Source organism: Comamonas badia DSM 17552 (genome assembly GCF_000484635.1).
In the GTDB taxonomy this organism is placed as follows: Bacteria; Pseudomonadota; Gammaproteobacteria; order Burkholderiales; family Burkholderiaceae_C; genus Comamonas_C; species Comamonas_C badia.
In genome coordinates this window covers 147,633-173,587 of record NZ_AXVM01000001.1, presented here as the reverse complement: position 1 = coordinate 173,587, position 25,955 = coordinate 147,633, and the positions used below count along the sequence as shown (strand labels likewise).

The 25,955-nt window shown below is 66.4% G+C and carries 22 protein-coding genes; 11 read left to right on the top strand and 11 right to left on the bottom strand.

Annotation, left to right across the window (positions count from 1 at the left end):
• The first annotated feature begins 160 nt into the window (after nucleotides 1–160).
• Nucleotides 161–1,888: a nitrite reductase gene (locus tag K320_RS0100855; RefSeq protein ID WP_084301156.1), complete on the top strand. Its 1,728-nt coding sequence runs from the start codon at nucleotides 161–163 to the stop codon at nucleotides 1,886–1,888.
• A 100-nt stretch (nucleotides 1,889–1,988) separates the two neighbouring features.
• Here K320_RS0100855 and K320_RS0100850 read toward each other — a convergent pair whose 3' ends face one another.
• From K320_RS0100850 to K320_RS0100830, 5 genes are all read right to left on the bottom strand, one after another.
• The gene (locus K320_RS0100850; protein WP_024537017.1) at nucleotides 1,989–2,363 is read right to left on the bottom strand and encodes a hypothetical protein; all 375 of its coding nucleotides are present in this window, start codon (nucleotides 2,361–2,363) and stop codon (nucleotides 1,989–1,991) included.
• Between the two features lie 28 nt (nucleotides 2,364–2,391).
• Nucleotides 2,392–3,021 (bottom strand): uracil phosphoribosyltransferase, encoded by a 630-nt coding sequence (gene upp, locus K320_RS0100845; protein WP_024537016.1) that lies wholly within the window; start codon nucleotides 3,019–3,021, stop codon nucleotides 2,392–2,394.
• A gap of 14 nt (nucleotides 3,022–3,035) precedes the next feature.
• On the bottom strand, nucleotides 3,036–3,995 hold the full coding sequence (locus K320_RS0100840) for a pyridoxal-phosphate dependent enzyme (RefSeq protein WP_029695673.1): 960 nt from the start codon (nucleotides 3,993–3,995) through the stop codon (nucleotides 3,036–3,038).
• Between the two features lie 79 nt (nucleotides 3,996–4,074).
• Nucleotides 4,075–4,917 carry an enoyl-CoA hydratase-related protein gene (locus tag K320_RS0100835; RefSeq protein ID WP_024537014.1) on the bottom strand — a complete coding sequence of 281 codons (843 nt, stop codon included), beginning with the start codon at nucleotides 4,915–4,917 and terminating at the stop codon, nucleotides 4,075–4,077.
• 19 nt (nucleotides 4,918–4,936) lie between these two features.
• Nucleotides 4,937–6,451 carry a helicase HerA-like domain-containing protein gene (locus K320_RS0100830; protein ID WP_024537013.1) on the bottom strand — a complete coding sequence of 505 codons (1,515 nt, stop codon included), beginning with the start codon at nucleotides 6,449–6,451 and terminating at the stop codon, nucleotides 4,937–4,939.
• Between the two features lie 64 nt (nucleotides 6,452–6,515).
• On the opposite strand from K320_RS0100830, the gene K320_RS0100825 reads away from it, so the two are divergent.
• From K320_RS0100825 to K320_RS0100780, 10 genes are all read left to right on the top strand, one after another.
• Nucleotides 6,516–7,244 (top strand): YebC/PmpR family DNA-binding transcriptional regulator, encoded by a 729-nt coding sequence (locus K320_RS0100825; protein ID WP_024537012.1) that lies wholly within the window; start codon nucleotides 6,516–6,518, stop codon nucleotides 7,242–7,244.
• Between the two features lie 146 nt (nucleotides 7,245–7,390).
• Nucleotides 7,391–9,466, top strand: coding sequence for a DNA methyltransferase (locus K320_RS18270; protein ID WP_024537011.1), 2,076 nt, complete (start codon nucleotides 7,391–7,393; stop codon nucleotides 9,464–9,466).
• 18 nt (nucleotides 9,467–9,484) lie between these two features.
• Nucleotides 9,485–12,457 (top strand): restriction endonuclease, encoded by a 2,973-nt coding sequence (locus tag K320_RS0100815; RefSeq protein ID WP_024537010.1) that lies wholly within the window; start codon nucleotides 9,485–9,487, stop codon nucleotides 12,455–12,457.
• Between the two features lie 27 nt (nucleotides 12,458–12,484).
• Complete coding sequence (gene purD, locus K320_RS0100810; protein WP_024537009.1) at nucleotides 12,485–13,759, top strand: phosphoribosylamine--glycine ligase; 1,275 nt, start codon at nucleotides 12,485–12,487, stop codon at nucleotides 13,757–13,759.
• Nucleotides 13,756–14,694, top strand: a complete 939-nt coding sequence (gene hemF, locus K320_RS0100805; RefSeq protein ID WP_024537008.1) for an oxygen-dependent coproporphyrinogen oxidase — start codon at nucleotides 13,756–13,758, stop codon at nucleotides 14,692–14,694. The genes purD and hemF overlap by 4 nt, the downstream gene beginning before the upstream one ends.
• 100 nt (nucleotides 14,695–14,794) lie before the next feature.
• On the top strand, nucleotides 14,795–15,472 hold the full coding sequence (gene rsfS, locus K320_RS0100800; protein WP_024537007.1) for a ribosome silencing factor: 678 nt from the start codon (nucleotides 14,795–14,797) through the stop codon (nucleotides 15,470–15,472).
• 6 nt (nucleotides 15,473–15,478) lie between these two features.
• Nucleotides 15,479–15,946 carry a 23S rRNA (pseudouridine(1915)-N(3))-methyltransferase RlmH gene (gene rlmH / locus K320_RS0100795; protein ID WP_024537006.1) on the top strand — a complete coding sequence of 156 codons (468 nt, stop codon included), beginning with the start codon at nucleotides 15,479–15,481 and terminating at the stop codon, nucleotides 15,944–15,946.
• Between the two features lie 25 nt (nucleotides 15,947–15,971).
• Complete coding sequence (locus K320_RS0100790) at nucleotides 15,972–16,592, top strand: Maf family protein (protein ID WP_024537005.1); 621 nt, start codon at nucleotides 15,972–15,974, stop codon at nucleotides 16,590–16,592.
• Between the two features lie 46 nt (nucleotides 16,593–16,638).
• A complete protein-coding gene (gene rng, locus K320_RS0100785) occupies nucleotides 16,639–18,123 on the top strand; it encodes a ribonuclease G (protein ID WP_024537004.1) in 1,485 nt (494 codons plus the stop codon).
• Nucleotides 18,124–18,235: 112 nt separating this feature from the next.
• A complete protein-coding gene (locus K320_RS0100780; protein ID WP_024537003.1) occupies nucleotides 18,236–19,396 on the top strand; it encodes an MFS transporter in 1,161 nt (386 codons plus the stop codon).
• 16 nt (nucleotides 19,397–19,412) lie between these two features.
• Here K320_RS0100780 and K320_RS17880 read toward each other — a convergent pair whose 3' ends face one another.
• The 6 genes from K320_RS17880 to lptF form a co-directional block, all read right to left on the bottom strand.
• A complete protein-coding gene (locus K320_RS17880) occupies nucleotides 19,413–19,625 on the bottom strand; it encodes a hypothetical protein (RefSeq protein WP_024537002.1) in 213 nt (70 codons plus the stop codon).
• 30 nt (nucleotides 19,626–19,655) lie between these two features.
• On the bottom strand, nucleotides 19,656–21,359 hold the full coding sequence (locus tag K320_RS0100770; RefSeq protein ID WP_024537001.1) for an FAD-dependent oxidoreductase: 1,704 nt from the start codon (nucleotides 21,357–21,359) through the stop codon (nucleotides 19,656–19,658).
• A 147-nt stretch (nucleotides 21,360–21,506) separates the two neighbouring features.
• A complete protein-coding gene (locus K320_RS0100765) occupies nucleotides 21,507–22,658 on the bottom strand; it encodes a pyridoxal phosphate-dependent aminotransferase (protein WP_029695671.1) in 1,152 nt (383 codons plus the stop codon).
• A gap of 90 nt (nucleotides 22,659–22,748) precedes the next feature.
• Nucleotides 22,749–23,690 (bottom strand): CysB family HTH-type transcriptional regulator, encoded by a 942-nt coding sequence (locus K320_RS0100760; protein WP_024537000.1) that lies wholly within the window; start codon nucleotides 23,688–23,690, stop codon nucleotides 22,749–22,751.
• A gap of 57 nt (nucleotides 23,691–23,747) precedes the next feature.
• Nucleotides 23,748–24,848 (bottom strand): LPS export ABC transporter permease LptG, encoded by a 1,101-nt coding sequence (gene lptG, locus K320_RS0100755; protein WP_024536999.1) that lies wholly within the window; start codon nucleotides 24,846–24,848, stop codon nucleotides 23,748–23,750.
• The gene (gene lptF / locus K320_RS0100750; protein ID WP_024536998.1) at nucleotides 24,845–25,939 is read right to left on the bottom strand and encodes an LPS export ABC transporter permease LptF; all 1,095 of its coding nucleotides are present in this window, start codon (nucleotides 25,937–25,939) and stop codon (nucleotides 24,845–24,847) included. Before lptF ends, lptG begins: the two co-directional genes overlap by 4 nt.
• Nucleotides 25,940–25,955: the final 16 nt, after the last annotated feature.

Sequence of the window (25,955 nt, the reverse complement as noted above, 5' to 3'; positions counted from 1 at the left end):
GTGAAGCTTTGTTCCAAATCAATAAAGCGGAGGGGGGCGCTAGGGATAATCCTTGCGAAAGTCACCGGTCTTTCATGCCGCCCCCGGATGGCTCGCGACAGGAAGCAGGGCGGCTTCGAACCAAGGAACGAGAGAGGATTGCACAATGAAAATCCGCCCCATGACGAGCCTTGCCGTGCTGCTGCTGTCCGCGGTGGCTCTGGGTGCCATGGCACAAGGCCCTGGCGAACCGGCCAAGCCCGATGGCCCCACCACCCAGACGACCAGTCCGGGCGCCAGATTCGAAAGCGCGGGCTACGCTTCCGGCGAGGAGATGCACAAGACCTCGAATGCCAAGGCGCCGGCCATGAGCGAGGCCGAGTTCACCAAGGCGCGCCAGATTTATTTCGAGCGCTGCGCCGGCTGCCACGGCGTGCTGCGCAAGGGCGCCACCGGCAAGGCGCTGACGCCCGACGTGACCATCCCCAAGGGCACGGACTACCTCAAGGTCTTCATCGCCTACGGCTCGCCCGCCGGCATGCCGAACTGGCAGACCTCGGGCGAGTTCGATGAAGCCACGGTGGACCTGATGGCCCGCTACATCCAGCAAGACCCTCCCACGCCGCCCGAGTTCTCGCTCGACGACATGGAAAAGTCGCGCAAGGAATACGTGCCGGTCAACGCGCGCCCGAAGAAGAAGATGAACCAGTACAACCTTGACAACATCTTCTCGGTGACGCTGCGCGACGCCGGCGAGATCGCGCTGATCGACGGCGACACCAAGGAAATCATCAACATCATCAAGACCGGCTACGCGGTGCACATCTCGCGCATGTCGGCCTCGGGGCGCTACCTGTACGTGATCGGCCGCGATGCGCGCCTGAACCTGATCGACCTGTGGATGGAAAAGCCCGACAACGTGGCCGAGATCAAGGTCGGTCTGGAGGCGCGTTCGGTCGAGACTTCAAAGTTCAAGGGCTGGGAGGACAAGATCGCCGTGGCCGGCACCTACTGGCCGCCGCAGTTCGTGCTGATGGATGGCGACACGCTCAAGCCGAAGAAAATCGTCTCCACCCGCGGCATGGACGTGAACAACGAGTACCACCCCGAGCCGCGCGTGGCCGCCATCGTCTCCAGCCACCAGAAGCCCGAGTTCCTGATCAACGCCAAGGAAACCGGCAAGATCTGGATGGTGGACTACACCGACCTGGAGAACCTCAAGGCCAAGCAGCTCGATGCCGCCAAGTTCCTGCACGACGGGGGTTTTGACTCCACGCGCCGCTACTTCCTGACGGCCGCCAACTCGTCCAACAAGATCGCGGTCGTCGATACCAAGGAAGACAAGATGGCTGCCATCATCGAAGTCGGCAAGATCCCGCACCCCGGGCGCGGCGCCAACTTCAAGCACCCCAAGTTCGGTCCGGTCTGGGCCACCTCGGGGCTGGGCGATGAGAGCATTTCCATCATCGGCACCGACCCCAAGGGCCACAAGGCCAACGCCTGGAAGGTGGTGCAGACGCTGCAGGGCCAGGGCGGTGGCTCGCTGTTCATCAAGACGCACCCCAAGTCCAGCAACCTGTGGGTCGACACCACCTTCAACCCGGACGCCAAGATCAGCCAGAGCGCCGCGGTCTACGACATCCGCGATCTGAGCAAGCCGCCGCAGGTGATCGACATCGCCGCCTGTGCCGACCTGAAGGACGATGGCGCCAAGCGCGTGGTGCAGCCCGAGTACAACCAGAAGGGCGACGAGGTCTGGTTCTCCATCTGGAGCGCCAAGGACAAGCAGTCCGCGATCGTCGTGGTCGACGACAAGACCCGCACCTGCAAGGCGGTGATCAAGGATGCGCGCATCATCACCCCGACCGGCAAGTTCAACGTCTACAACACGCAGCACGACGTGTATTGATGCGGCAAACCCCGGTGCGCATGGCGCACCGGGCCCGCATGCAGGACAGAAGGCCAGCGCAATGCTGGCCTTCTGTCCTTCTGCTTTTGCGCGCGAACGCTTACAGCTTGATTTCCTTGCAGTCCGAGCCGCAGGCGCCGGGCGCGGCCGGCTCGGGCGAAGGCGCCGAGCGGTGCAGCACGGCCCGGGTGGGCGCGATGCGGATCTGCTCGCCCGCCACGCTGGCCGTGCCATCGACGATCAGCGAATAGTCGGCGGCATCCGCGGGCGGCCAGACCAGGCCGACCTCGGGGCGGCTGGCCAGGTTTTTGCCGGTGCGCCGGCCCACGCCCTGGATGGTCAGCACGCCCCCTTGCAGCACGGGCGAGACCGCGATGGCGTGCGGCGCGCCGTGGTCGGTGCCGGTCAGCAGATAGGCGAAGCGGTAGCGCTCCAGGGCCTGCGCGAGTTCGGGGAGTTCAACGGGAATGCTCATGGTTCATACCTCCTCAGGTTGATGGTTCTCATTTGGTGCCGAAAATGCGGTCGCCGGCGTCGCCCAGCCCAGGCAGGATATAGCCGTGCCCGTTCAGCTGGCGATCGATGGCCGCGGTGTAGATGGGGACATCGGGGTGCGCGGTCTGCAGCGTGGCGATGCCTTCCGGCGCGGCCAGCAGGCAGACGAATTTGATCGAGCGTGGCTGGGTCTGCCTGAGCCGCGTGAGCGCGGCGCTGGCCGAATTGCCGGTGGCCAGCATCGGGTCCACCACGATCACGTCGCGCTCGGCCATCTCGGAGGGCATCTTGAAGTAATACTCCACCGCCTGCAGCGTCCGCGGATCGCGGTACAGGCCGATGTGGCCCACGCGCGCGCCGGGCACGACGCTGAGCATGCCGTCCAGAAAGCCGTTGCCCGCGCGCAGGATGGAAACCAGCACCAGCTTCTTGCCGTCGATCACCTTGCCCGTGGTGCGCTCCATCGGCGTTTCGATCTGCACCTCCTGCAGCGGCATGTCGCGCGTGACTTCGTAGGCCATCAGCGAGGCGAGCTCGCCCAGCAGGCGGCGAAAGCTGCTGGTACTGGCCTCCTTCTTGCGCATCAGCGTGAGCTTGTGCTGCACCAGCGGGTGGTCGATGACGTGGATGTTGCTCATGGAAAACGTGGGTTTCAATCGGAAAGAAAGCGAGCGTAACGCGCCAGATCGACGTTGCCGCCGCTCACGATGATGCCCACGCGCTTGCCGCGGATGTCAAGGCCGCCATCGCGCGCGCCGGCAAAGGCCAGTGCGCCCGTGGGCTCGACCACCAGCTTCATGCGCTGGGCAAAGAAGCGCAGCGCGCCCAGCAGCTGCGCGTCGGTGGCGGTGAGCATCTGCGGTGCGGCCCTGCGGATGATGTCGAAGGCCAGCGGGGCCAGCGCCGTTGCCTGCGCCGCATCGGCGATGGTGCGCGGGTGCGCCATGGCCACGGGCTGACCGGCCTTGAGCGACCGTTGCGCGCGGTTCGCGGCCTCGGGCTCGACGCCCACGACTTCACAGTCGCTGCCCAGCGCCTGCGCGGCCAGCAGGCTGCCCGCGAGCAGCGCGCCGCCGCCGACGGGGACGAAGAGGTAATCCAGCCTGGGGAAATCCTGCAGCAGTTCCAGCGCCACCGTGCCCTGGCCCGCGATGACCTGCGGGTGATCGGCCGGCGGCACCACGCTCATGCCGCGCTCCAGCGCCAGGCGCTGGCTCAGCGCCTGGCGATCTTCCTTGGCGCGGTCAAAGGTGACGACCTGCGCGCCGTAGCCGCGCGCGGCTTCCATCTTGGTGACATCGGCATCCTGCGGCACGACGACCAGCGCCGGGATGTCATGCAGCCGCGCCGCCAGCGCGATCGCCTGGGCATGGTTGCCCGAGGAATATGAAAGCACGCCCTGGCCGCGCTGCGGCTCGCTGAACTGGGCCAGGGCGCAGTAGGCGCCGCGGAATTTGAACGAGCCGGTGCGCTGCACGTTCTCGCACTTGAAGTACAGCTGGCCGCCGAACAGCTGGTCTATCGTCGTCGAGCGCAGCACCGGCGTGCGCGGCGCCACGCCCGCGAGCAAGCGCGCGGCGGCCTGAACGTCTTCGGGGGTGGGCGGGGTCATGGCGTGCACCTCGATTTTTCAAACTAAATCGGGCTCCAGGGGTTGCCTGATATGCATTGACAGCTATCAATAAGTTGATTCAAGCGTCCGATGGAAGATCCGTGAAGCGCTGCAGCGGCGCCAGCGGCGCGAACTCGCCGGGGCGCTTTTGCTGCATCGCGGCCACGGCTTCCCGCACCTGCGCCTCGCTCCAGACCACGCCCTGCAGCCAGCCCATCTGCTGCAGGCTGTCGGCCACGGAATGGTCGCGCGCATAGTTCAGCGCCTGCTTGCTGCCCCAGAGCGCCACGGGTGGCTTGGCGGCGATTTCACGGGCGGTCTGCAGCGCCGCATCCAGCATGGCCTCCTGCGTGTCGAAAACCTCGTTGACCAGGCCGGCGGCGAGCGCACGGGCGGCGGGCAGGCGGCGGCCGGTATAGGCCATTTCGCGCACCACGCCCATGGGGATGAGCTTGGGCAGGCGCTGCAGCGTGCCCACGTCGGCGACGATGCCGATGTTGATCTCCTGGATGCAGAAAAAGGCATCGCGCGTGCAATAGCGCATGCAGGCGGCCGTCACCATGTCCACCGCGCCGCCGATGCAGCCGCCCTGGATGGCGGTGATCACGGGGATGCGCAGGGTTTCCAGCCTCGTGAAGGTGGCCTGCAGCTCGGCGAGCAGGTCGGAAATCGCCGCCCGGCCGGCCGCGCTGGCGTCGTCCATCTGAATGGCGCCGCCAAAGACATCCAGCGCCATGCCGGTGCTGAAATGCTTGCCGGTGCTGCTGATGAGCAGCACGCGCGCGTCGCTCCCGCGGTGCAGTGCATCCAGCACGCCATCGAGCTCGCGCCAGAAGCGTGGCCCCATGGTGTTGAGCGCCTCGGGGCGGCTCAGCACCAGGTGGGCGATGTGGTTTTCAATGGTGAGCTGGAAGTGCTGCATGGTGGTGTATTCCTTGTGCTCAGCGGCGTTTGCCGCCCATCAGACTGCCGAGGGCGCCGCGCAGCAGCTCGCGCCCCATGCGCCTGGCCTCGCCCTTGACGATGTTCTGCACCAGCCCGTCGTACTGTCCGCCGCGCGGGCCGGTGCGGCCAAACAGCGCCTCTTTCACCATCGTGCCTATGCCGTCGAACATGCCGCCATCCTGGGGCGCGGGCGCGCCGGCACCAGCCGTGCCGGGCGTCCCCCCGGCCGTTGCGTTGGCGCCGCGCTGCGCGAGCAGCTCATAGGCGGATTCGCGGTCCACCGCCGTGTCGTAGGTGCCGGCCACCAGCGAGCCCTTGATGAGCGCCTGGCGCTGCTCGGCCGTGATCGGCCCCAGCTGGCTGCCGGGCAGCAGCACGTAGACGCGCTCGGTCTCGCTCGGGCGGCCCTTGGCGTCCAGCAGGCTCACCAGCGCCTCGCCCACGGCCAGCTCGGTGATCGCGGCCTCGATATCCAGTCCGGCCTTGGGCCGCATGGTGCTGGCCGTGGCCTTCACCGCCTTCTGGTCGCGCGGGGTGAAGGCGCGCAGCGCGTGCTGCACGCGGTTGCCCAGTTGCGCCAGCACGGTGTCGGGAATGTCCAGCGGGTTCTGCGTGGCGAAGTACACGCCCACGCCCTTGGAGCGCACCAGGCGCACCACGAGTTCGATGCGCTCGATCAGCACCTTGGGCGCGTCGGTGAACAGCAGGTGCGCCTCGTCGAAGAAGAACACCAGCTTGGGTTTCTCTGGGTCGCCGATCTCGGGCAGGCGCTCGAACAGGTCCGACAGCATCCAGAGCAGAAAGCTGGCGTACAGGCGCGGGGCGTTCAGCAGCTTGTCGGCCGCCAGGATGTTGACCACGCCCTGGCCGCCCACGGTCTGCATGAAGTCCTCGATGTTGAGCATGGGCTCGCCGAAGAACTTGTCGCCGCCCTGGGTCTCGACCTGCATCAGGCCGCGCTGGATGGCGCCTATGCTCGCCGCGCTGATGTTGCCGTACTTCGTCGTGAATTCCTTGGCGTTGTCGCCCACATGCTGCAGCATGGCGCGCAGGTCTTTCAGGTCCAGCAGCAGCAGGCCGTTGTCGTCGGCGATCTTGAACACCAGATTGAGCACGCCCGCCTGCGTGTCGTTCAGGTCGAGCATGCGCGCGAGCAGCAGCGGCCCCATGTCCGAAATCGTGGCGCGCACCGGGTGGCCCTGCTCGCCGAACACGTCCCACAGCGTGGTGGGGCAGGCGCTGGGTTCGGGCAGCGGCAGGCCGCGTTCCTTGATGGAATCGGCCAGCTTGCTGCTCACGCTGCCCTTCTGGCTGATGCCGGTCAGGTCGCCCTTCACGTCGGCCATGAACACCGGCACGCCGATGCGCGAGAACTCTTCGGCGAGCTTTTGCAGCGTCACCGTCTTGCCGGTGCCGGTGGCGCCGGTGATCAGGCCGTGGCGGTTGGCCAGGCCGGGTAACAACTCGCAACGGGTGGCGCCGTTGCGGGCAATCAGAAGGGGGTCGGCCATGGCATCCTCGAAAAGTAGAATCGCAGGCTGCAGATTAAACCAAAGCAGATCAAAGGAAAGCGTCGTGGCAGGACACAGCAAATGGGCCAACATCCAGCACCGCAAGGGCAGGCAGGATGAAAAGCGCCAGCGCATCTGGACCCGCGTGGTGCGCGAGATCATGGTGGCGGCGCGCACCGGCGGCGGCGACCCGACCAGCAACCCGCGCCTGCGCCTGGCGATCGACAAGGCCAAGGCGGCCAACATGCCGGCCGACACCATCAAGCGCAACGTGGACAAGGCCACGGGCAATCTGGAAGGCGTGACCTACGAAGAGATCCGCTACGAAGGCTACGGCATCGCCGGCGCGGCCATCATCGTGGACACCATGACCGACAACCGCGTGCGCACCGTGGCCGACGTGCGCCATGTGTTCAGCAAATACGGCGGCAACATGGGCACCGAAGGCTCGGTGGCGTTCCAGTTCAAACATTGCGGCCAGCTCATCTTCGCGCCCGGCACCAGCGAAGACCAGGTGATGGAGGTGGCGCTGGAGGCTGGTGCCGACGACGTGATCGCCGACGACGAGGGCGCGATCGAGGTGCTGACCGAGCCCGGCACCTTCGAGGCGGTGAAAGAGGCGCTGGAAGCCGCCGGCCTCAAGCCCGAGGTGGCCGAGGTGACGATGCGCGCCGAAAACACCATAGAACTCACCGGCGACGATGCCGAGCGCATGCAGAAGCTGCTGGACATGATCGAAGACCTGGACGACGTGCAGAACGTCTACCACAACGCCAACGTGGATCTGGCGTGACCGCCGGCGCTGCGGCCCGAATGGCGTGCCGGCGGGCTGTAGCGAGTTCTCGGCCGCCCGCCGCCGCCTCCGAATATTCATGAAAGAAATCAGTCTCCAGCGCTTTCTGGCAAAGCGCCAACAGCTTCGTTTTTTCTAGCTACCCAATGCCTGCCGTTCAACCCTTCTTCATAGCCCCCAGCCCCGCCGCGCGCAAGCTGGAGCTGCTGCGCGAGCTGTTTCCGCAGGCCGTCGCCACCGACGAGGCGGGCCATATCACCGTCAGCGCCGCAGCCATTCAGCAGGCGCTCGACCCCGCCAACTCCGCCGGCATTCGGGTGGAAGAAGACGGCTACGAACTGCGCTGGGCCGGCAAGCGCGAGGCATTCCACACCGCCTTCGTGCCGCCCGACAAAATCGTGCAGCCCGCGCCCGGCGACAGCAAGCACTGGGACAGCACGCACAACGTGTTGATCAAGGGCGACAACCTGGACGCCCTGCGCCTGCTGCGCCAGAGCTACTTCGGCCAGGTCAAGCTCATCTACATCGACCCGCCCTACAACACCCAGAGCGACGCCTTCATCTACCGCGACGACTTCACGCAAAAGCAGGCCGACATCCTGGCCCAACTGGGCTACAGCAAGGACAACGCCGAATACATCCAGAACATCTACGGCGCGCGCACCCATTCGGGCTGGCTCAGCTTCATCTACCCGCGCCTGCTGCTGGCCAAGGACTTGCTGCGCGACGACGGGGTGATTTTCATCAGCATCGACGACAACGAGCAGGCGCAGTTGAAGCTGGTGTGCGATGAGGTGTTCGGGCAGGAAAACTTTATTTCCAACCTGGTTTGGGAAAAGGGTCGAAAAAACGACGCCAAGTTTTTCTCCAACGGCCATGAGTACATGTTGGTGTACGCCAAGTCGCAAGTGAATTTGCGCGGTGAAAACACCATTTGGCGCGAGGAAAAACCCGGTGCGCGTGAAATCTGGACCAAGTATCTGGAACTGCGCGAATCGCGCGGCGCCGATGACGAGGCCATCGAACGCGATTTGCAAGCCTGGTACAGCGAACTGCCGCGCAGCCATCCGGCCAAGAAATGGAGCCGCTACAAGCGTATCGACGAGCATGGGCCATGGCGCGACCGCGATATCTCATGGCCGGGCGGCGGCGGGCCGCGCTACGACGTGGTTCATCCGGTGACGAGCGAACCTTGCAAGGTGCCGGAGCGCGGGTGGATTTACGCAAGCCATGACGAGATGAAACGCCAGATCGATCTTGGTTTGGTGGCGTTCCGGGACGATCACACCGAGCCACCGTTTCGCAAGGCGCATATTCGGCCAATACCGCAGGAACTGGAAGCGAATGACGCCGACGATGAACTGAACACAGAGGACGACGACGAACTGGCGACACAGGTGCGCGGCAGTTATTTTTATAAACAGTCCCAGGTGTCCGTGCGTGATTTACGTGAGTTGTTCGAAAACCAGAAGATATTCAACAACCCTAAGGACACGGAAGAAATTGCCCGCTTGCTGCGTTATGCGGCGCCGGGCGATAAGAATACCCTGGTATTGGACTTCTTCGCCGGCTCCGGCACCACCGCCGAGGCCGTTATGCGCCTGAACGCCGAGGACGGCGGCCAGCGTCGCTTCATCCTGGTGCAGATTCCCCAGCCCATCGACGCGAAGAAGCAGAAAGACGCGCACGGCTTCGTCACCCAGACCCTGGGCAAGTCCGAGGCGACGATTTTCGAGATCACCGCCGAGCGCCTGCGCCGCGCGGGCGCCAAGGTCAACGCGGAAAAGCCCGGGGTGGACACCGGCTTTCGCGTCTTCGCGCTGGCCGACGACCCCGACGCGCTGATCCTGCGCAAGCCGCTGGCCGAGGCCACGCAAGCCGATGTGCTTCAATTTCAACAGCTGCTGACGCAGGCTCAGCCTGCACAAACGGCCAGAATCATCTACAACCTGCTGCTGGCCGAGGGGCTGCCGCTGTCGGCCCGCGTGCAGGTGCTGCAAGAAGATGCGCTGTACCGCGCGGGCGACGTGCTGCTGGTGTTGCAGGCGCTGGATACCGAGGCGCTGGGCCAGGTGCTGCGCGCCGCGCGCGAGGGTGGCGCGCCGGTTCAGGCGCTGGCGGTGTATGCGCCCTGGGTGCGCGACGACAATTTTCTGCTGGGGCTGAAGACGCTGCTCGAAACCCTGGACCTGTCGGAAGACAAGCTGCGCCTGCGCGGCTGAGGCACGCGTTTTTTCGCCATGAGCAGCCCGCAATTCCAATACGTCCGCCTGGCCTACCAGGCGCAGGCCGTGCGCAGTGTGGAGCAGGTGTTCGACGACGTGCGCTTCATCGCCCCGCAGGGCGTACACGCCAACCCCACCTACGCGCCGCGCGAGGCGGCCGAGGCGCTGCGCGCCAATATCGAGCGCGTGCGTGCCGAAAATGACGTGGTGGCGGGGCAGGTGGTGGTGCCTGCCACGGCCACGCCGGCGCTGCAAATCGATGTGCTGATGGAAACCGGCACTGGCAAGACGTTTACCTTCATTGAAACCATTCACCGCCTGCACCAGAAGTTCGGCCTGTCCAAATTCATCGTGCTGGTGCCCAGCAATGCCATTCGCCAGGGCACGTTGCGCACGCTGCAAACTACGGCGGCGTTTTTTGCCCGCGAGTACGACAACCAGAAAATCAGCGTCGTCAATTATTCCGACAAGACCGTCTCGGGCTTTATCCACGCGGCCAATCGCGGTATTTCGGTCATGGTGGCGACTTACCAGTCGTTCGCGGGCGACAGCAAGCTGATCCACAAGCGCGGGGTGGAGGCCAATCTGTTTGGCCATGCCAAGAGCTACATGGAGGCGCTGGCAGCCATTCGGCCCGTGCTGATCATCGACGAGCCGCACCGCTTTGAAGGCAAGCAGACGCAGGAATACCTGACGCGCTTCAACCCGCTGCTGACGCTGCGCTTTGGCGCCACCTTCAAGCGCGACGAGTTCACCAACCTGGTCTATACGCTGGACAGCCTGGAGGCGTTTCGCCAGCGGCTGGTCAAGGGCATCACGGTGGATACGGTGGGCACCGGCGTTGACATGGCCGAGACGCTGACGCTGCTGCAAGTGAGCGGCACGGCCCGGGAGCGCGAGGCGCTGGTGCGCTACCAGAAGGCCGATGGCAAGGCGGCCACGGTGGCGCTGCGCGCCAAGGACAACCTGGGAAGCGGCACCGGCCTGGCCTGGCTGGATGGCCACGTGGTGGAGAAGATCACCAAGGCCGAGCTGCTGTTCACCAACGGCCTGGCGCTGCCGCTGGAAGTGCCGGTGGGCTGCGGCATGCTGGCCGACGAGGTGCAGTCGATGCTGATCGCGCAGACCGTTGCCAGCCACTTCGAGCGCGAGGAGGCGCTGTTCAAGCGCGGCATCAAGTCGATCAGCCTGTTTTTCATCGACGCGGTGCACAAATACCTGCCCGATGGTCAGCGCCCGGCGGTGCTGCGCACGCTGTTCGAGCAGCATTACCGCGCGCAACTGCAGGCTGTGCTGGCAAAAGACCTGGACGCTGGCTATCGCGCGTATCTGGAGCGCAGCGCGCTCGATCTGGGCCGGGTGCATCGGGGCTACTTTGCCCGTTCGCACAGCGAAAAAGGCGAGGAAGAAGCCATCAAGCTGATTCTGCAGGACAAGGAAAAGCTGCTGTCCTTCGACACCGATTTGCGCTTTATCTTCAGCATGTGGGCGCTGCAGGAGGGTTGGGACAACCCCAACGTATTCACTCTGTGCAAGCTGGCGCCGAGCAACTCGCGCATCACCAAGCTGCAGCAGATTGGGCGCGGCCTGCGCCTGGCCGTCAATCAGGAACTGGAGCGCGTGCAAGCCGATGACGCCGAGTTCGACACCATCAACGACCTGACCGTGGTGGTGCCCGCGAGCGAGGGCGATTTCGTGCGCGCCATACAGGCCGAAATCAGCGCGGCCAGCGTGCGGCGCGTGTCGGCGGTGTTCGACGACGGGGTGCTGGCGGAATACGGCGTGGCCCAGAGCACGCGGCAGGCCAATCGCGTGCTCGATGCGCTGGCGGGCATTGGCCTGATCGAACTGGACGACCTGAGCGGGCAGGCCACGCTGCTGTGGCCGCGCCAGCAGTACCAGTCGCAGCGCGAGCGGGTTCTGGCCGCTTTGCAAATCGTGCCCAGCCTGCCGCCGGAGGGCGGGCAGAACATGCTGCGTTATCTGGATCTGTATTACGAAGGCGCGGGGCAGGTGAAGGCCAGGCGCGACAAGACCCCGCCCGCATTGACGGTGCGGCCCCAGCAGTACGAAAAATTCCGCGAACTGTGGACCAACCTGAACCACGACGCCGTGCTGCGCTACGAGCTGGACAGCGCGCAACTGGTGGCCAACGTGTTGCGGCGCATCGAGGCGCACTTCGACATCAAGCCGCTCGCCATCAGCGTGACCACGGCCACGCAGGTGCACGACGTTCACACCGCGCGCAGCGAACAGGCGGCCTACAAGGTGCTGCCGCATTCGGTGTTCACGCTGGCGAGCTTCGTGCGCGAGCTGGCCAACGCCACGCGGCTGTCGGTGCACACCATCGGTGAGATTTTGCGGCTCATGCCGCCAGAGAGGTTCGCGCTGATCGCGCAGAACGAGAACCGTGCGCTGGCCACGCTGCGCGACACCATCGTGCGCTGCATTCATGAGCTGGTGGTCAACAAGGTGACCTATGAATTGCGCGAGGTGCGCGTGCAGACCGCGCTGACCGACCGGGCCGGGCAGTTGCTCAAAACCATTGCGGTGATGGCATGCGGCACGGAAACGCACGACATCGGCAACGCGGCGGTGCGGGAAAAGTCGCTCTACGCCAACCCGCTGATGCCGGTGGACAGCCAGATCGAGCGTGCGGCGGTGGATGAGTCGGGCCTACCGCAGATCACCGTGTTCGCCAAACTGCCGCGCGTGAACATTCCTACCCCGCTGGGCAACTACAACCCAGATTTCGGCTACGTCGTCACCCAGGCGGGCAAGCCGCAGGCGCTGTATCTGGTGGTGGAAACCAAGGGCTATGACCAATATGCCGACATCGGCGAAAAGGAACGCTGGAAAATCGAAAGTGCGCGGCATTTTTTTGCCGCGCTGCAGGCGCGGCGGGTGCCGGTGCAATTCCAGACCATGCTCAACGGGCAGTCGCTGGCCGCGCTGGTGGCCGGGCTTGAACCAGCGGCCAGCGCCTAAGATGCCAGCCCTCACACAGCACGCAGTATGAAAATTCTTGTTATCGGTGGCGGCGGGCGCGAACACGCGCTGGCCTGGAAGCTGGTGCAGTCGCCCAAGGCCAGCACGGTCTATGTGGCGCCGGGCAATGGCGGAACGGCCCTGTCGCCGCGGCTGGAGAACCTGCCCATCACCGACGTGCAGCAGCTCGCGGATTGGGCGCTCGCCAACAAGATCGGGCTCACCGTGGTCGGTCCCGAGGCGCCGCTGGCCGCCGGGGTGGTCGATGCCTTCCGCGCCAGGGGCCTGCGCATCTTCGGACCCACGCGCGCGGCGGCGCAGCTGGAGAGCTCCAAGGCCTTCTCCAAGGCCTTCATGCGCCGCCACGGCATTCCCACGGCCGATTACGACACCTTCACCGATCCGGTGGCGGCGCACGCCTTCGTCGATCGCCTGGGCGCGCCCATCGTCATCAAGGCCGACGGACTGGCGGCCGGCAAGGGCGTGGTGGTGGCGGACACGCTGGCCGAAGCCCATGCGGCCGTGGATTTCATGCTGGTGGACAACGCTTACGGCGGCGCCGACGAAGGCGTGGCGCGGGTGGTGATAGAGCAGTTCCTCGAAGGCGAAGAGGCCAGCTTCATCGTGCTCTCGGACGGCAAGCATGTGGCGGCGCTGGCCACCAGCCAGGACCACAAGCGGCTCAAGGACGGCGATGCTGGCCCCAACACCGGCGGCATGGGCGCCTATTCGCCCGCGCCGGTGGTCACGGCCGACGTGCACGCGCGCGCGATGCGCGAAGTCATCCTGCCCGCCGTGCGCGGCATGGAAAAGGATGGCATTCCCTACACCGGCTTTCTCTATGCCGGTTTGATGATCGGCGCGCAGGGCCAGATCAAGGTGCTGGAATTCAACTGCCGCATGGGCGACCCGGAAACCCAGCCCATCCTGCTGCGGCTCAAGAGCGATCTGGTCGATCTGCTCAACGCGGCCGTCGATGGCAGGCTCGATGGCGTGGAGCTGCAGTGGGACCGGCGCACCGCCCTGGGCGTGGTGATGGCCGCGCATGGCTACCCGGAAAACCCGCGCCAGGGCGACGCCATCACCGGCATCGCGCCCGAGCAGGACGACGCCATGGTTTTTCATGCCGGCACCCAGCTTGCAGGCGGCACGCTGCGTACCTCGGGCGGACGCGTGCTGTGCGTGACGGCATTGGCGGACAGCGTGCGCCAGGCGCAGCAGCGCGCCTACGAGGTGCTGCACGCCATCCGCTTCGACGGCGCGCAATACCGCAACGACATCGGACACAGGGCCATCAAATGAGTCAATTCACCCCGGCGGGCCGGGTACAGCCGGTACGCAGCTACCTTGTGGGGCTGCAGGCGCGCATCATGAACGCGCTGCAGGAGATCGAAGGCGTGGGCGGGGCCCGTGCCGTCGCCGACGCCTGGGAAAAGGCCCCGGACGAGCCGCTGCAGGGCAACGGCATCACCCGCATCATCGAGGGCGGCCTGGTCTTCGAGCGCGCGGGCTGCGGCTTTTCGGATGTGAGCGGCGGCAAGCTGCCGCCCTCGGCCACGCAGCACCGGCCGGAACTGGCGGGCGCGCCGTTCGAGGCCATGGGCGTCTCGCTGGTGTTTCACCCGCGCAACCCGTATGTGCCCACGGTGCACATGAACGTGCGCATGATCGCCGCCGGCCATCCGGGGCAGGAGCCGGTGTGCTGGTTCGGCGGCGGCATGGATCTCACGCCCTACTACGGCTTTGACGAGGATGCGGTGCACTTTCACCGCGTCTGCCGCGACGCGCTCGCACCCTACGGCGAAGGGCTTTACCCGCGCTTCAAGACCTGGTGCGACGAGTATTTCTGCAACCGGCACCGCGATGAGCAGCGCGGCATCGGCGGCATCTTCTTCGATGATTTTTCCGAACTGGGCTTCGAGCAGGGCTTTGCCATGCTGCAAAGCGTGGGCGATGCCTTGCCGACCGCCTACCTGCCCATCGTGCAGCAGCGCAAGAACATGCCCTATGGCGAGCGCGAGCGGGCGTTTCAGCTCTACCGGCGCGGGCGCTATGTCGAATTCAACCTGGTCTGGGACCGCGGCACGCACTTTGGCCTGCAATCGGGCGGACGCACCGAATCCATCCTGCTTTCCATGCCGCCGCTGGCCGCGTGGAGCTACCAGCACCGGCCCGCGCCGGGTTCGCCCGAAGAGCGCCTGACCAGCTACTACCTCAAACCGCGTTCCTGGATTTGATAGCTTTCAGCGCATGCCTGGCAAGCGCTGCAGCCAGATTTGATCTGGAAACCCAAATCCCCGACACTGTGCCTTCCCGACCACTACTTTCCCATTGCCGATGACCACTGCACCCGCCACAGACGCTGCCGCCAAGAAATTGCTCACCAAACTGCAGCGTGCCATCGTTGACGGTCTGGAAGACGTGAAGGCGGCGGACATCCGCGTGTTCGATACCGAGCACCTCTCGCCGCTGTTCGAGCGCGTGATCATCGCCACCGGCAACTCCAACCGCCAGACCAAGGCGCTCGCGGCCAGCGTGCGCGATGCGGTGCGCGACGCGGGCCTGCCCAAGCCGCGCAGCGAAGGCGAGGACAACGGCGAGTGGATCATCATCGATTGCGGCGCGGCGGTCTGCCACATCATGCAGCCCGCCATCCGCCAGTATTACCGGCTGGAAGAGATCTGGGGCGAAAAGCCGGTGCGCATGAAGCTGGGGGCGGTCAAGCCGCGCAATCTCACGGCGCCACCCGAAGAGCAGGCCACGCCGGCACGCAAATCGGCGGCAAGGAAGACGGCAGCGGCCAAGCCGGTGGCAAGGAAAGCGGCCACGAAGAAAGTGGTTGCCCAAAAAGCCCCTGCCAAGCCACTCGCCGCCAAGCCCGTCGCGCCGGCCGCAAAAAAGGCAGCTCCGCTGAAGACGGTGGTGGTGAACAAGCCCACCGCCAGGAAGGCGGCGGCCAAGCGCGCCGCACCGGCCAAGGCCCCTGCACGAAAGACCCCCAGCCGCAAGGCGTGAACGCCGATGCGCCTGAGCATCGTCGCCGTCGGCCAGCGCGTGCCCGACTGGGCGCGCACCGCCTGGGAGGACTACGCCAAGCGCTTTCCGCCCGAGCTGAAGGTGGAACTCAAGGCCGTCAAGACCGAGCCGCGCGGCTCCAAGGCCGTGCAGACCCTGCAGGCCGCCGAACGTGAGCGCATAGAAGCCGCATTGGCGCGCGGCGTGCACCGCGTGGCGCTGGATGAACACGGCACGCGCCTGAGCACGCAGGCGCTGGCTGCAAGGCTCAGGGACTGGCAGCTTTCCGGTGACGACGTGGCGCTCATCATCGGTGGCCCGGATGGGCTGGATCCCGCGCTGCTGCAATCGGCGCATGAGCGCATCCGTCTGTCGGACATGACGCTGCCGCACGCCCTGGTGCGGGTGCTGCTGATCGAGCAGCTCTACCGCGCCTGGTCGGTCAACGCGGGGCATCCCTACCATAGGGAATGAGCCTGTGCTGCCCCACGAGTCCCGCATGCCAGCCTTCATCTACCTCGCCTCCCAGAGCCCGCGCCGGCGCCAGTTGCTGGAGCAGCTCGGCGTACGCCATGCGTTGCTGCTGGCCAATGCGCCGGGTGACGAGCACGAGGATGCCGAAGCGATCGAGGTGGTGCTGAACGGCGAATCACCCAGTGCCTACGTGCAGCGCGTGACGGCGCTCAAGCTCGATGCCGCCGTGGCACGGTGCAAGCGCCGCGGGCTGGCGCCGGCCCCCATTCTCTGCAGCGACACCACGGTGGCGCTGGGCCGTGCCATCTACGGCAAGCCGGCGGATGCAGGCGACGCGCGGCGCATGCTGGCCGAGCTTGCCGGGCGCGAGCACCGGGTGCTCACCGCCGTGGCGCTGCAGGCCGATGACCGGCGGCGGCTGGCGGCGCTCAGCGTTTCGCGCGTGCGTTTTGCCGCCATGACGGCGGCGCAGATAGCCGCCTACGTCGCCAGCGGCGAACCCCTGGGCAAGGCCGGTGCCTATGCCATTCAGGGCGCGGCGGCCCAGCATGTGGAGCGCATCAGCGGCAGCTACAGCGGCATCATGGGTCTGCCCCTGTTTGAGACCGCCCGGCTGCTGCGCGCCGCGGGCGTCATCGGGGAATGAAGCGGCGCCGCCTTGAGGCATGATCGCTCCCCAAGGGTGGTCTTTCATGCAAAACGATATTCTGGTCAACTGGTCGCCGCAGGAGGTGCGCGTCGCCGTGGTGGAAAACGGCGCGGTGCAGGAGCTGCACATCGAGCGCACGCTGGAACGCGGCCTGGTCGGCAATGTGTACCTGGGCAAGGTCGCGCGCGTGCTGCCGGGCATGCAGTCGGCCTTCATCGACATCGGGCTGGAGCGCGCCGCGTTTCTGCATGTGGCCGATGTCTGGCAGCGCCCGGCCGAGAGTGGCGACGTGCCGGGGCGCAAGGGCGAACCCCAGCTGCCGATAGAAAAGCAGATCTTCGAGGGCCAGGCGCTGATGGTGCAGGTCATCAAGGACCCGATCGGCAGCAAGGGCGCGCGGCTCTCGACCCAGATCAGCGTGGCCGGGCGCATGCTGGTGTTTCTGCCGCAGGACGAGCATGTGGGCGTATCGCAGAAGATTGCGCAGGCGGAGCGCGATGCCCTGCGCGCGCGCCTGGTGGCGCTGGTGGGCGACAAGGCCAGCGGCGGGGGAGGCGGTTTCATCCTGCGCACCAACGCGGAAGACGCCAGCGATGCGGAACTGGCGGAAGACATCGCCTACCTGCGCAAGACCTGGTCCGGCATACGCGCCGCCGCGCAGCAGTTGCCGGCGGGCTCGCTGCTGCACCTGGACCTGAGCCTGCTGCAGCGCGTGCTGCGCGATCTGGTGGGTGAGCAGACGAGCAGCGTGCGCCTTGATTCGCGCGAGCAGTTCGCGCTGCTCTCCAGCTTTGGCGCCGAGTACATGCCCAAGGCGGCGGGCAAGCTGCAGCTCTACAAGGGCGAGCGCCCGATCTTCGATCTGTTCGGCATCGACGAAGATGTGGCGCGTGCGCTCGGGCGCCGTGTCGAGCTCAAGTCGGGCGGCTATCTGATCGTGGACCAGACCGAGGCGCTGACGACGGTGGACGTGAATACCGGCGGCTACGTCGGCGCGCGCAATTTCGACGAAACCATCTTCAAGACCAACCTGGAGGCGGCGGGCGCGATCGCGCGCCAGCTGCGCCTGCGCAACCTCGGTGGCATCGTCGTCGTGGATTTCATCGACATGTTGCACGCCGACCACCAGGAGGCGGTGCTGGCGGAGTTCCGCAAGCAACTGGCGCGCGACCGCGTGAAGACCGTGGTCGGCGGGTTTTCGCCGCTGGGCCTGGTCGAGATGACGCGCAAGCGCACGCACGAGTCGCTCGCGCACATGCTGTGCGAACCCTGCCCCACCTGCCACGGCGTGGGCGAGGTCAAGACCGCGCGCAGCGTCTGCTATGACATCCTGCGCGAGGTGCTGCGCGAGGCGCGCCAGTTCAATCCCAAGGAATTCCGCGTGATCGCCGCGCCGCCCGTCATCGAACTGTTCCTGGACGAGGAAAGCCAGCACCTGGCCGGCCTGTCCGATTTCATCCGCAAGCCGATATCACTGCAGGCGGAAAGCGCCCTGGGGCCGGACCAGTACGACATCGTGCTGTTGTAGAAAACATGGATAATTCTGGTCTTGAAGCGTTGCCTGTAAAGCGCTGACAGCTATTGATAAAGAAGCAAATCATCGCGCTGCGGCGCATCCGGCAAGAAAGCACGTCGTGACCATGAAACCCTCTGCCGCCCTGTTGGCCCTGGCCATGGGCGCGTTCGCCATCGGCACCACCGAATTCACCCCCATGGGCCTGCTGCCCGTGATCGCCGACGGCGTGCAGGTGGGCATTCCCACGGCCGGCATGCTGGTTTCGGCCTATGCCGTGGGCGTCATGGTGGGCGCGCCGGTGATGACGCTGCTGCTGGCGCGCCTGCGCAAGCGCGCGGCGCTGATGGCGCTGATGCTGATCTTCACCGTGGGCAATCTGCTGTCGGCGCTGGCGCCGGATTTCACCACGCTGCTGCTCTCGCGCCTGGTCACCAGCCTGAACCACGGCGCCTTCTTCGGCATCGGCGCGGTGGTGGCGGCTGGCATCGTTCCAAAAGACCGGCAGGCCAGCGCGATCGCGGCGATGTTCATGGGCCTGACGGTGGCCAACATCGGCGGCGTGCCGGCGGCCACCTGGATCGGCCAGCAGGTGGGCTGGCGCGTCGCCTTCGGCGGCACCGCCGCCCTCGGCCTGCTCACCATCGCCGCGCTGTGGCTGGCGCTGCCCGAGGGCGAACCCGGCGCGCGCCCCGACGTGCGCCGCGAGCTGGCGGTGCTGACCCGCCCGGCGGTGCTGCAGGCGCTGGGCACCACGGTGCTGGGCGCGAGCGCGATGTTCGCGCTCTACACCTACGTGGCGCCGGTGCTGGCCGACATCACCCACGCCAGCCCGGGTTTCGTGGCGTTTGCGCTGGTGCTGATCGGCGTCGGCTTCACGCTGGGCAACAAGATCGGCGGGCGCCTGGCCGATTGGTCGCTGAGCGGCGCCACCCGTATCGTCTTCGCCGCGCTGGTGCTGGTCATGCTGCTGCTGCCCTGGGTGCTGCGCAGCCAGGTGGGCGCGGCCATAGCCCTGGTGGTCTGGGGCGCGGCGGCCTTCGGCATCGTGCCAGCGGTGCAGATGCGCGTCATGCAGGCGGCGTCGCAGGCGCCGGGCCTGGCCTCGTCGGTCAACATCGGCGCCTTCAACCTGGGCAACGCCATCGGTGCGGCGCTGGGCGGCGCCGCGATCAGCGCGGGGCTGGGCTACGCCGCCGTGCCGCTGGTGGGCGCGGCGCTGGCGGCCTGCGGGCTGGTGCTGGTCGGGCTGGGCACGGCGGGTGACAAAACCCGTGCCGCCGCCTGACGCTGGAGGGATGTCTTTAGGATGGCACGCCGCTGGTGATGGGCGGGCTTGAAGCCGGCTTGAAGGCGGCCGCTTCCCCGATCAGCCTGCGTGCAAGCGTGGGGTCGCCGAGCTCGGTGACCGCCAGCAGCGCGAAGCGCGCGAGGAACAAAGAGGCATCCGCTTCACCGATATCGGTCATGGTTTTGCACAACTGCGTGTAAACCGCATCCAGATCGCTGTCCGTCATGGTTTTCCTTTGCGCCGGAGCGCTGGTTGGTCAGGCATGCAGCGCGTGCCGGACGGCGGCCGCGATCTCCGCGCGTGCGGCGGTTCGCCAGCGCGCCATCACGTGTCCATCGGGACGCACCAGGTAGGTGCTGCCCGGTGCGGCGCCGTACAGGGGGAAGAGCCGGCCGGTGTGATCCCAGCCACTCGGGTCGGTCGTCGGAGATCCCTCGCGCCGGCTGAGCACGGCGACCTTGAACGGCACGCCATCCTTGGTCATTTCCCGCTCCAGCGCCACCAGGTCTTCGGGCAACACTCCCTCATCGGTGAAGTGCAGCAGCGTGAACCAGAGGCCGAGCAGATCGGTCACATGCCCGTTGCGCGCTTGACCGCTTTGCAGGATTCGGACCGGGCACTCGGGCAGCACCGTCCCCGGCTGGGGACCGGCGTCGAATTCCGCAGAGCGCTCGGGCGCCCAGTTGAGCGGGGATGCGGTGTACGCGATGGCCGACGTCTGCCTGGGATTGATCAGCGAGCGCACGGCGGGATGCTGGACGGCCAGGCCCAGCGCCGCATGGCGCATGAGTTCGAAGGCGAACGAAGGCGGCGACATGAATTCGGTGCTCTTGGTGCCATGGCTCAGGTTTTCGTGCGCGGCGGCGACGCGTTCGTCGGAATAACTGTCGAGCAGGCGCTCGGACGCGAGTCCTCGCACGACGAAGGCGAGCTTCCACGCCAGGTTGTCGGCATCGTCGATTCCGGAATTCGCGCCGCGCACGCCGAAGATCGGCACCAGGTGCGCCGCGTCGCCGGCGAACAGCACGCGGCCGTGGCGGTACTTTTGCAGCGTGAGGGCGTTGGCCTTGTAGACCGTGATCCAGATCGGTGACCAGTCGGGCGATTCGCCCATGTTCTCCAGGAGATTGCGCACCCGCGGAATGACGTTCTCCGGTTTGACGGCCTCGTCGGGGTCTTCGCCGTCGCGCAGCTGGTAGTCGATGCGCCAGACGCCGTCGGGCTGCTTGTGCACCAGCACGGTGGAGCCCGGGTTGGACGGCGGATCGAAGTAGGCCAGGCGCTCGGTCGGCCGGGCGCTGTCCATCGCGATGTCGACGATCACGTAGCGGCCTTCGTAGCTCGTGCCCTGGAGCTGCAGGCCGAGCGCCTCGCGCGCCGCGCTGCGCCCGCCGTCGGCGGCGACCAGCCAGTCCGCGCCCAGGGTGTAATCGCCCTTGGGCGTGGAGAGGCCAAGCGTCACGCCGTCATCGCGCGCATCGAGCGCGGTCATCCGGGTCTGCCAGCGGATGTCTATGAGGTCGGAGCGCCGCTCGGCGGCATCGAGCAAAAACTGCTCGATGTGGTATTGCGCCAGATTCACCATCGGCGGCAGTTTCTGGTTTTCGTCGTTGGGCATGGAAAAGTGCAGCACTTGCGCATCGCGGTAGAAGCTGCGCCCACCCGTCCATGGCAGCCCCTTGTCCAGAAAAGCCCGCAGTGCGCCGAGCCGCTCCATGATCTCCAGGCTGCGGCGCGAAATGCAGATGGCGCGGCTGCCGAAGCAGACGGAGTCGTCCGCTTCAATCACCACCGAGGCAATGCCGTGGTTGGCCAGCCCCAATGCCACGGCCAGCCCCACGGGGCCGCCGCCGACGATCGCAACCGCGTGGCGCTTGCTGTCCGCGCCGTCGCGCAGCGTGGGCAGCGCTGCCTCGTACCTGCGCGCGGTGAAGGGATAGGGTTTGAATGCGTGGTCCATGGTGAAACTCCTTTCGGTCGCAGGTTCGCACGGCGGTGGGCAGCCCAGCGGTATTCCTGAAAAGAGAGCTGCTCGCGCTTGCGGGATAAGCGCTGAAGCCTGATTTGGCTCAAATCATGGGAAGGCGATGGAGCCGCCCGCCAGCCCTCACAACCCGCGCAGCCGCTGAAGCGCCTCGCGCAGCGTGTCGTCCTGCTTGGCGTAGCAGAAGCGCACCACGCGCTGGTCGAATCCATCGGCGTAAAACGCCGACAGCGGAATCGCCGCCACCTTGATCTCGCGCGTGAGCCACTGGCAGAACTCGGTATCGGGCAGATCGCTGACCTGCGAAATGTCCACGCACTGAAAGAAGCTGCCCGAGGAGGGCAGCAGCTTGAGGCGTGAATCCGCCAGCCCGGCGCGAAACAGATCGCGCTTGGCCTGGTAGAAGCCGGCCAGGCCTTCATAGCTGGCGGGACTCATCATGTACTGGGCGATGCCGTGCTGCATCGGCGTGTTCACGCTGAAGACGTTGAACTGGTGCACCTTGCGGAATTCCGCCGTGAGCGGCGCCGGGGCGCAGACCGAGGCGATTTTCCAGCCCGTGACATGCAGAGTCTTGCCGAAGCTCGACACCACGAAGGCGCGCTCGGCCAGGCCGGCAAAGCGCGCGGCGCTCTGGTGCGGCGCCCCGTCGTAGACCATGTGCTCGTAGACTTCGTCGGAGAGCAGCAGCACGTTGGTGGGCGCCAGCACGGCTTCCAGCGCGCGCATGTCTTCCCCGCTCCAGACGCTGGCGCTGGGGTTGTGCGGCGAGTTGATGATGAGAAGGCGCGTGCGCGGCGTGATGGCGGCGGCAATCCTTGCGATGTCCGGCCGGAAGCTGTGTGGCGTGAGCGGCACATGCACCGCCACGCCGCCCGCCAGCGCGATGTTGGGCAGGTAGCTGTCGTAGCACGGGTCGAGCACGATAACTTCGTCGCCCGGGTGCACGCAGGCCAGGATGGCGGTGAGGATGGCCTGCGTGGCGCCGGCGGTGATGGTCACCTCGGCATCCACGTCGTAGTGGTGGCCGTACAGGGCTTGGGTCTTGCCGCTCACCACCTCGCGCAGCGCGCGCACCCCGGCCATCGGCGGGTATTGGTTGTGGCCCGCCTGCATGGCGTGCGTCACCGCGTCCACCAGCGCCGGGTCGCAGCCGAAATCCGGAAATCCCTGGCCGAGGTTGACCGCGCCATGCTCCACGGCCAGCGCCGACATGGTGGTGAAGATGGTGGTGCCGACCTGGGGCAGGCGGCTTGGGAAGGAAGGGATGGACATGGAGGTTGGACGTTGAGCGTTGGGGGTTGAGCGTTGAGCGGGAAGAAGGGGGTGAACGCTGAACGCCCAACGCTGAACGCCCCACCTGCCCTACAGGCCGTAGTCCTCGGCCTGGCCGGACATCGCGCGCTCGATCAGCTCGCGGCTGAGCCGGTCGCTGACCAGCTCGGCCAGGCGGTAGACGAAATGGCGCAGCCAGGCGCCGCGCTTGAGCGCGATGCGCGTCACGCTGCGGCCGAACAGGTGGCCGCAGGGGCGGGCGACGAGCTCCGGCGGCAGGCCTTCGCGCGTTGCCATCTCGGCCACCAGGCCTATGCCCATGCCCAGGCGCACATAGGTCTTGATGATGTCCGAATCCATGGCTTCGAGCACGATGCGCGGCTGCAGCCGGCGCGCGGCGAAGGCCTGGTCGATGCGGCTGCGGCCGGTGAAGGACGGGTGGTAGGTGATCAGCGGCTCGTGCGCGAGGTCTTCGATGTCGATGCGCTCGCGGCTGGCCAGCGGGTGCGTGGCGGGCAGCACCAGCACATGCTGCCACTCGTAGCAGGGCAGGGTGACGAGTTCGGGGTAATCGGAGAGCGACTCCGTGGCCATGCCGATCTCCGCCGCCTCGTCCAGCACCATGCGCGCGACCTCGTCGGGCTTGGCCTGGTGCAGGCTGATGGTGACCTTGGGGTATTGCTCGCGCAGCCTGGCCACGGCCGTCGGCAGCACGTAGCGCGCCTGGGTGTGGGTGGTGGCGATGGAGAGCGTGCCGCTGTCCTCGGCGCTGAACTGCTCGCCGATGCGCTTCAAGTTGCCCACCTCGCGCATGATGACCTCGATGCTCTTGAGCACATGCTGGCCCGGCTCGGTGATGCGCTTGAGGCGCTTGCCGTGGCGCGCGAAGATGTCCACGCCCAGCTCGTCCTCCAGCTCCAGGATGGCCTTGGAGACGCCGGGCTGCGAGGTGTGCAGCGCCTTGGCGGCTTCGGTCAGGTTGAGCTGGCGCCGCGCGGCCTCCTGGACGAAGCGAAATTGGTGCAGGTTCATAACCAAACGCTATTGAATACAGCGATCATTATGCCTTTTTGCGTTGGGGATTGCCCTTCAGCGCCGCAACACCAGCCAGCCAAAAGCGGCCAGCGAGAGCACGGAGTAAATCAGCCCCGGCGCCGCGGCACTGAGCCAGGGCGACCAATTCTGCAGATTGCCGGCGAAGCCGAACACGTTGTTCAGCAGGAAGAAGCTGATGCCCGCCATCACGCCGCCAAACACGTAGCCGGCGATGCTGCCCGAGCGAAAGTGCAAGTAGCCGAAGGGCAGCGAGAGCACCACCATCACCAGGCAGGAGAGCGGGTAGAACACCTTGTGCCAGAGCTCGATTTCGTAGCGCTGCGCCGATTGCCCGTTCGCCTGCAGGTGGCGCACGTAGTTGAACAGGTCCAGCGTGCCCATCTTCTGCGGGTTCAGCAGCGAGGCCGCCACCATGGTCGGCGTGATCTGCGTCGGCCAGTGCCAGGTGTCCTCGGCAAGGCGCTGCACCTGGGCCTGGTCGCTGGCCGGGTGGGCAAAGACGTTGCGCTGCACCTCGGAGAGATCCCAGCCATCAGCGTTGAACCGGCCTTGGGCGGCGTGCACCGTCATCAGCACATGGCCGTCGGCGTCGAAACCGAAGATGCGCACGCCGCGCATCAGGCCGTCCGCCTCCAGCGCGCGCACGTTGACGGCATAGGCATCGCTGCCCTGCTGCTCCTTGAGCCAGGCGCCGGTGGCGCCGGCGCTGAGCGGCCCGAATTGCCGCGCCTGCACGATCTGCGCCGCGCGCTCGCTGGCGGGGGCGATGTAGTCGCCGATGGCGAAGGTGCCCGCGGCGAACAGCAATCCCAGAATCAGCACGGCCCCCAGCGCTTTCCAGGGCCCCATGCCGCTGGTGCGCATGATGGTGAATTCGGAGTTCTGCGCCAGGCGCGCCATCACGAAAATCGTGCCGATCAGCACGGTGATGGGCAGCAGCTCATAGATGTGCTGCGGCTGGCGCAGCAGCACATAGAGCAGGGCGGTGGACAGCGGATAGGCGCTGCCCGCCACGCCCACGTCGCGCAGCTCGTCGACCATGTCGAAGAAGAAGAACAGGGCGACGAAGGCCAGCGTGGCAAAGCCGACGCTCAGAGCCACCTCGCGGTAGATATAGCGGCGCAGGGTTTTCATGCGGCGTGCCGGCGCGGGAGCAAGGCGCGCCAGCTCCAGTGGTTGTGGCGCGCCGCAAGGATCAGGAGGCCGATGGCCAGCATGCCGCCGTGCAGGCCCAGCACCAGCGCGGGCAGGCTCAGGCGCTGCGCGCCGACCCAGCTCTGCCCGACATTCATCAGGTTGTAGTACGCCATGAAGGCGAACAGCGCGAACATCACCCCGGCGCTGCGTCCGGCCCGCGGCTGCACCACCGCCACCGCCAGCCCCAGCACCACGAGGTTGAACACGGCAAGGACCAGCCCCAGGCGCCAGCCGAGCTCGGCGCGCAGCACCGGGGAGCTGCTCTCGACGAGCGCCAGCGTGGTGGCCGTCTTGGTGGAGCCGGCGCCCTGGTCTGCCGCCTGCGCCTGGCCGATGCGCGTGCCGTATTCGGCAAATTCGCTGATGCGCAGCCCCGGCCTGGCCAGCAGGATTTCCAGCCGCTCGCCATTGGACAGCAGCGCCGTGCGCTGGCCGTCTTCGATCTTCAATCGGGCGCTCTTGGCGGAGGTGACGGTTTCGCGGTCCGGCGCGGTGGTGGCGACGAAGATCTTGGTGGCGGTATTGGCGCTGGGCGTGTCCTTGTCGATGAAGAACACGCGCGAGCCGTCGGCCGTTTCCTGGAATTCGCCGGGCGCGATGCGGTCCACGTCGCTGCGCTGCTCGTAGCGGGTCTTGAGTTCGTCGATCTGCTGGTTGGCCCAGGGCCAGATGATGAGGGACAGCGCGCCGACGGCCAGCACGATCGGCCAGGCAAAACGCAGCAGCGGAGCCAGCATGCCGAGCAGCCCGCGCCCGGCGCCGAACCAGATCACCATCTCGCTGTCGCGGTACATGCGCGAGAGCGTGTTGACGATGGCCACGAACAGGCTCAGGCTGAGGATGGTCGGCAGCTGCCCCAGCACGGTGAAGCCCATCACCAGCAGCACATCGCCGGGATCGACGCTGCCGCGCGAGGCCTGCCCCAGCGTGCGCACCAGCATGATGGTCATCACGATGGTGACGATCACGACCAGGGTGGCGCCGAAGCTGCGCGAGAGTTCCTTGCGCAGGGATGAATCGAATAACATTGAATCAAAGGGAACG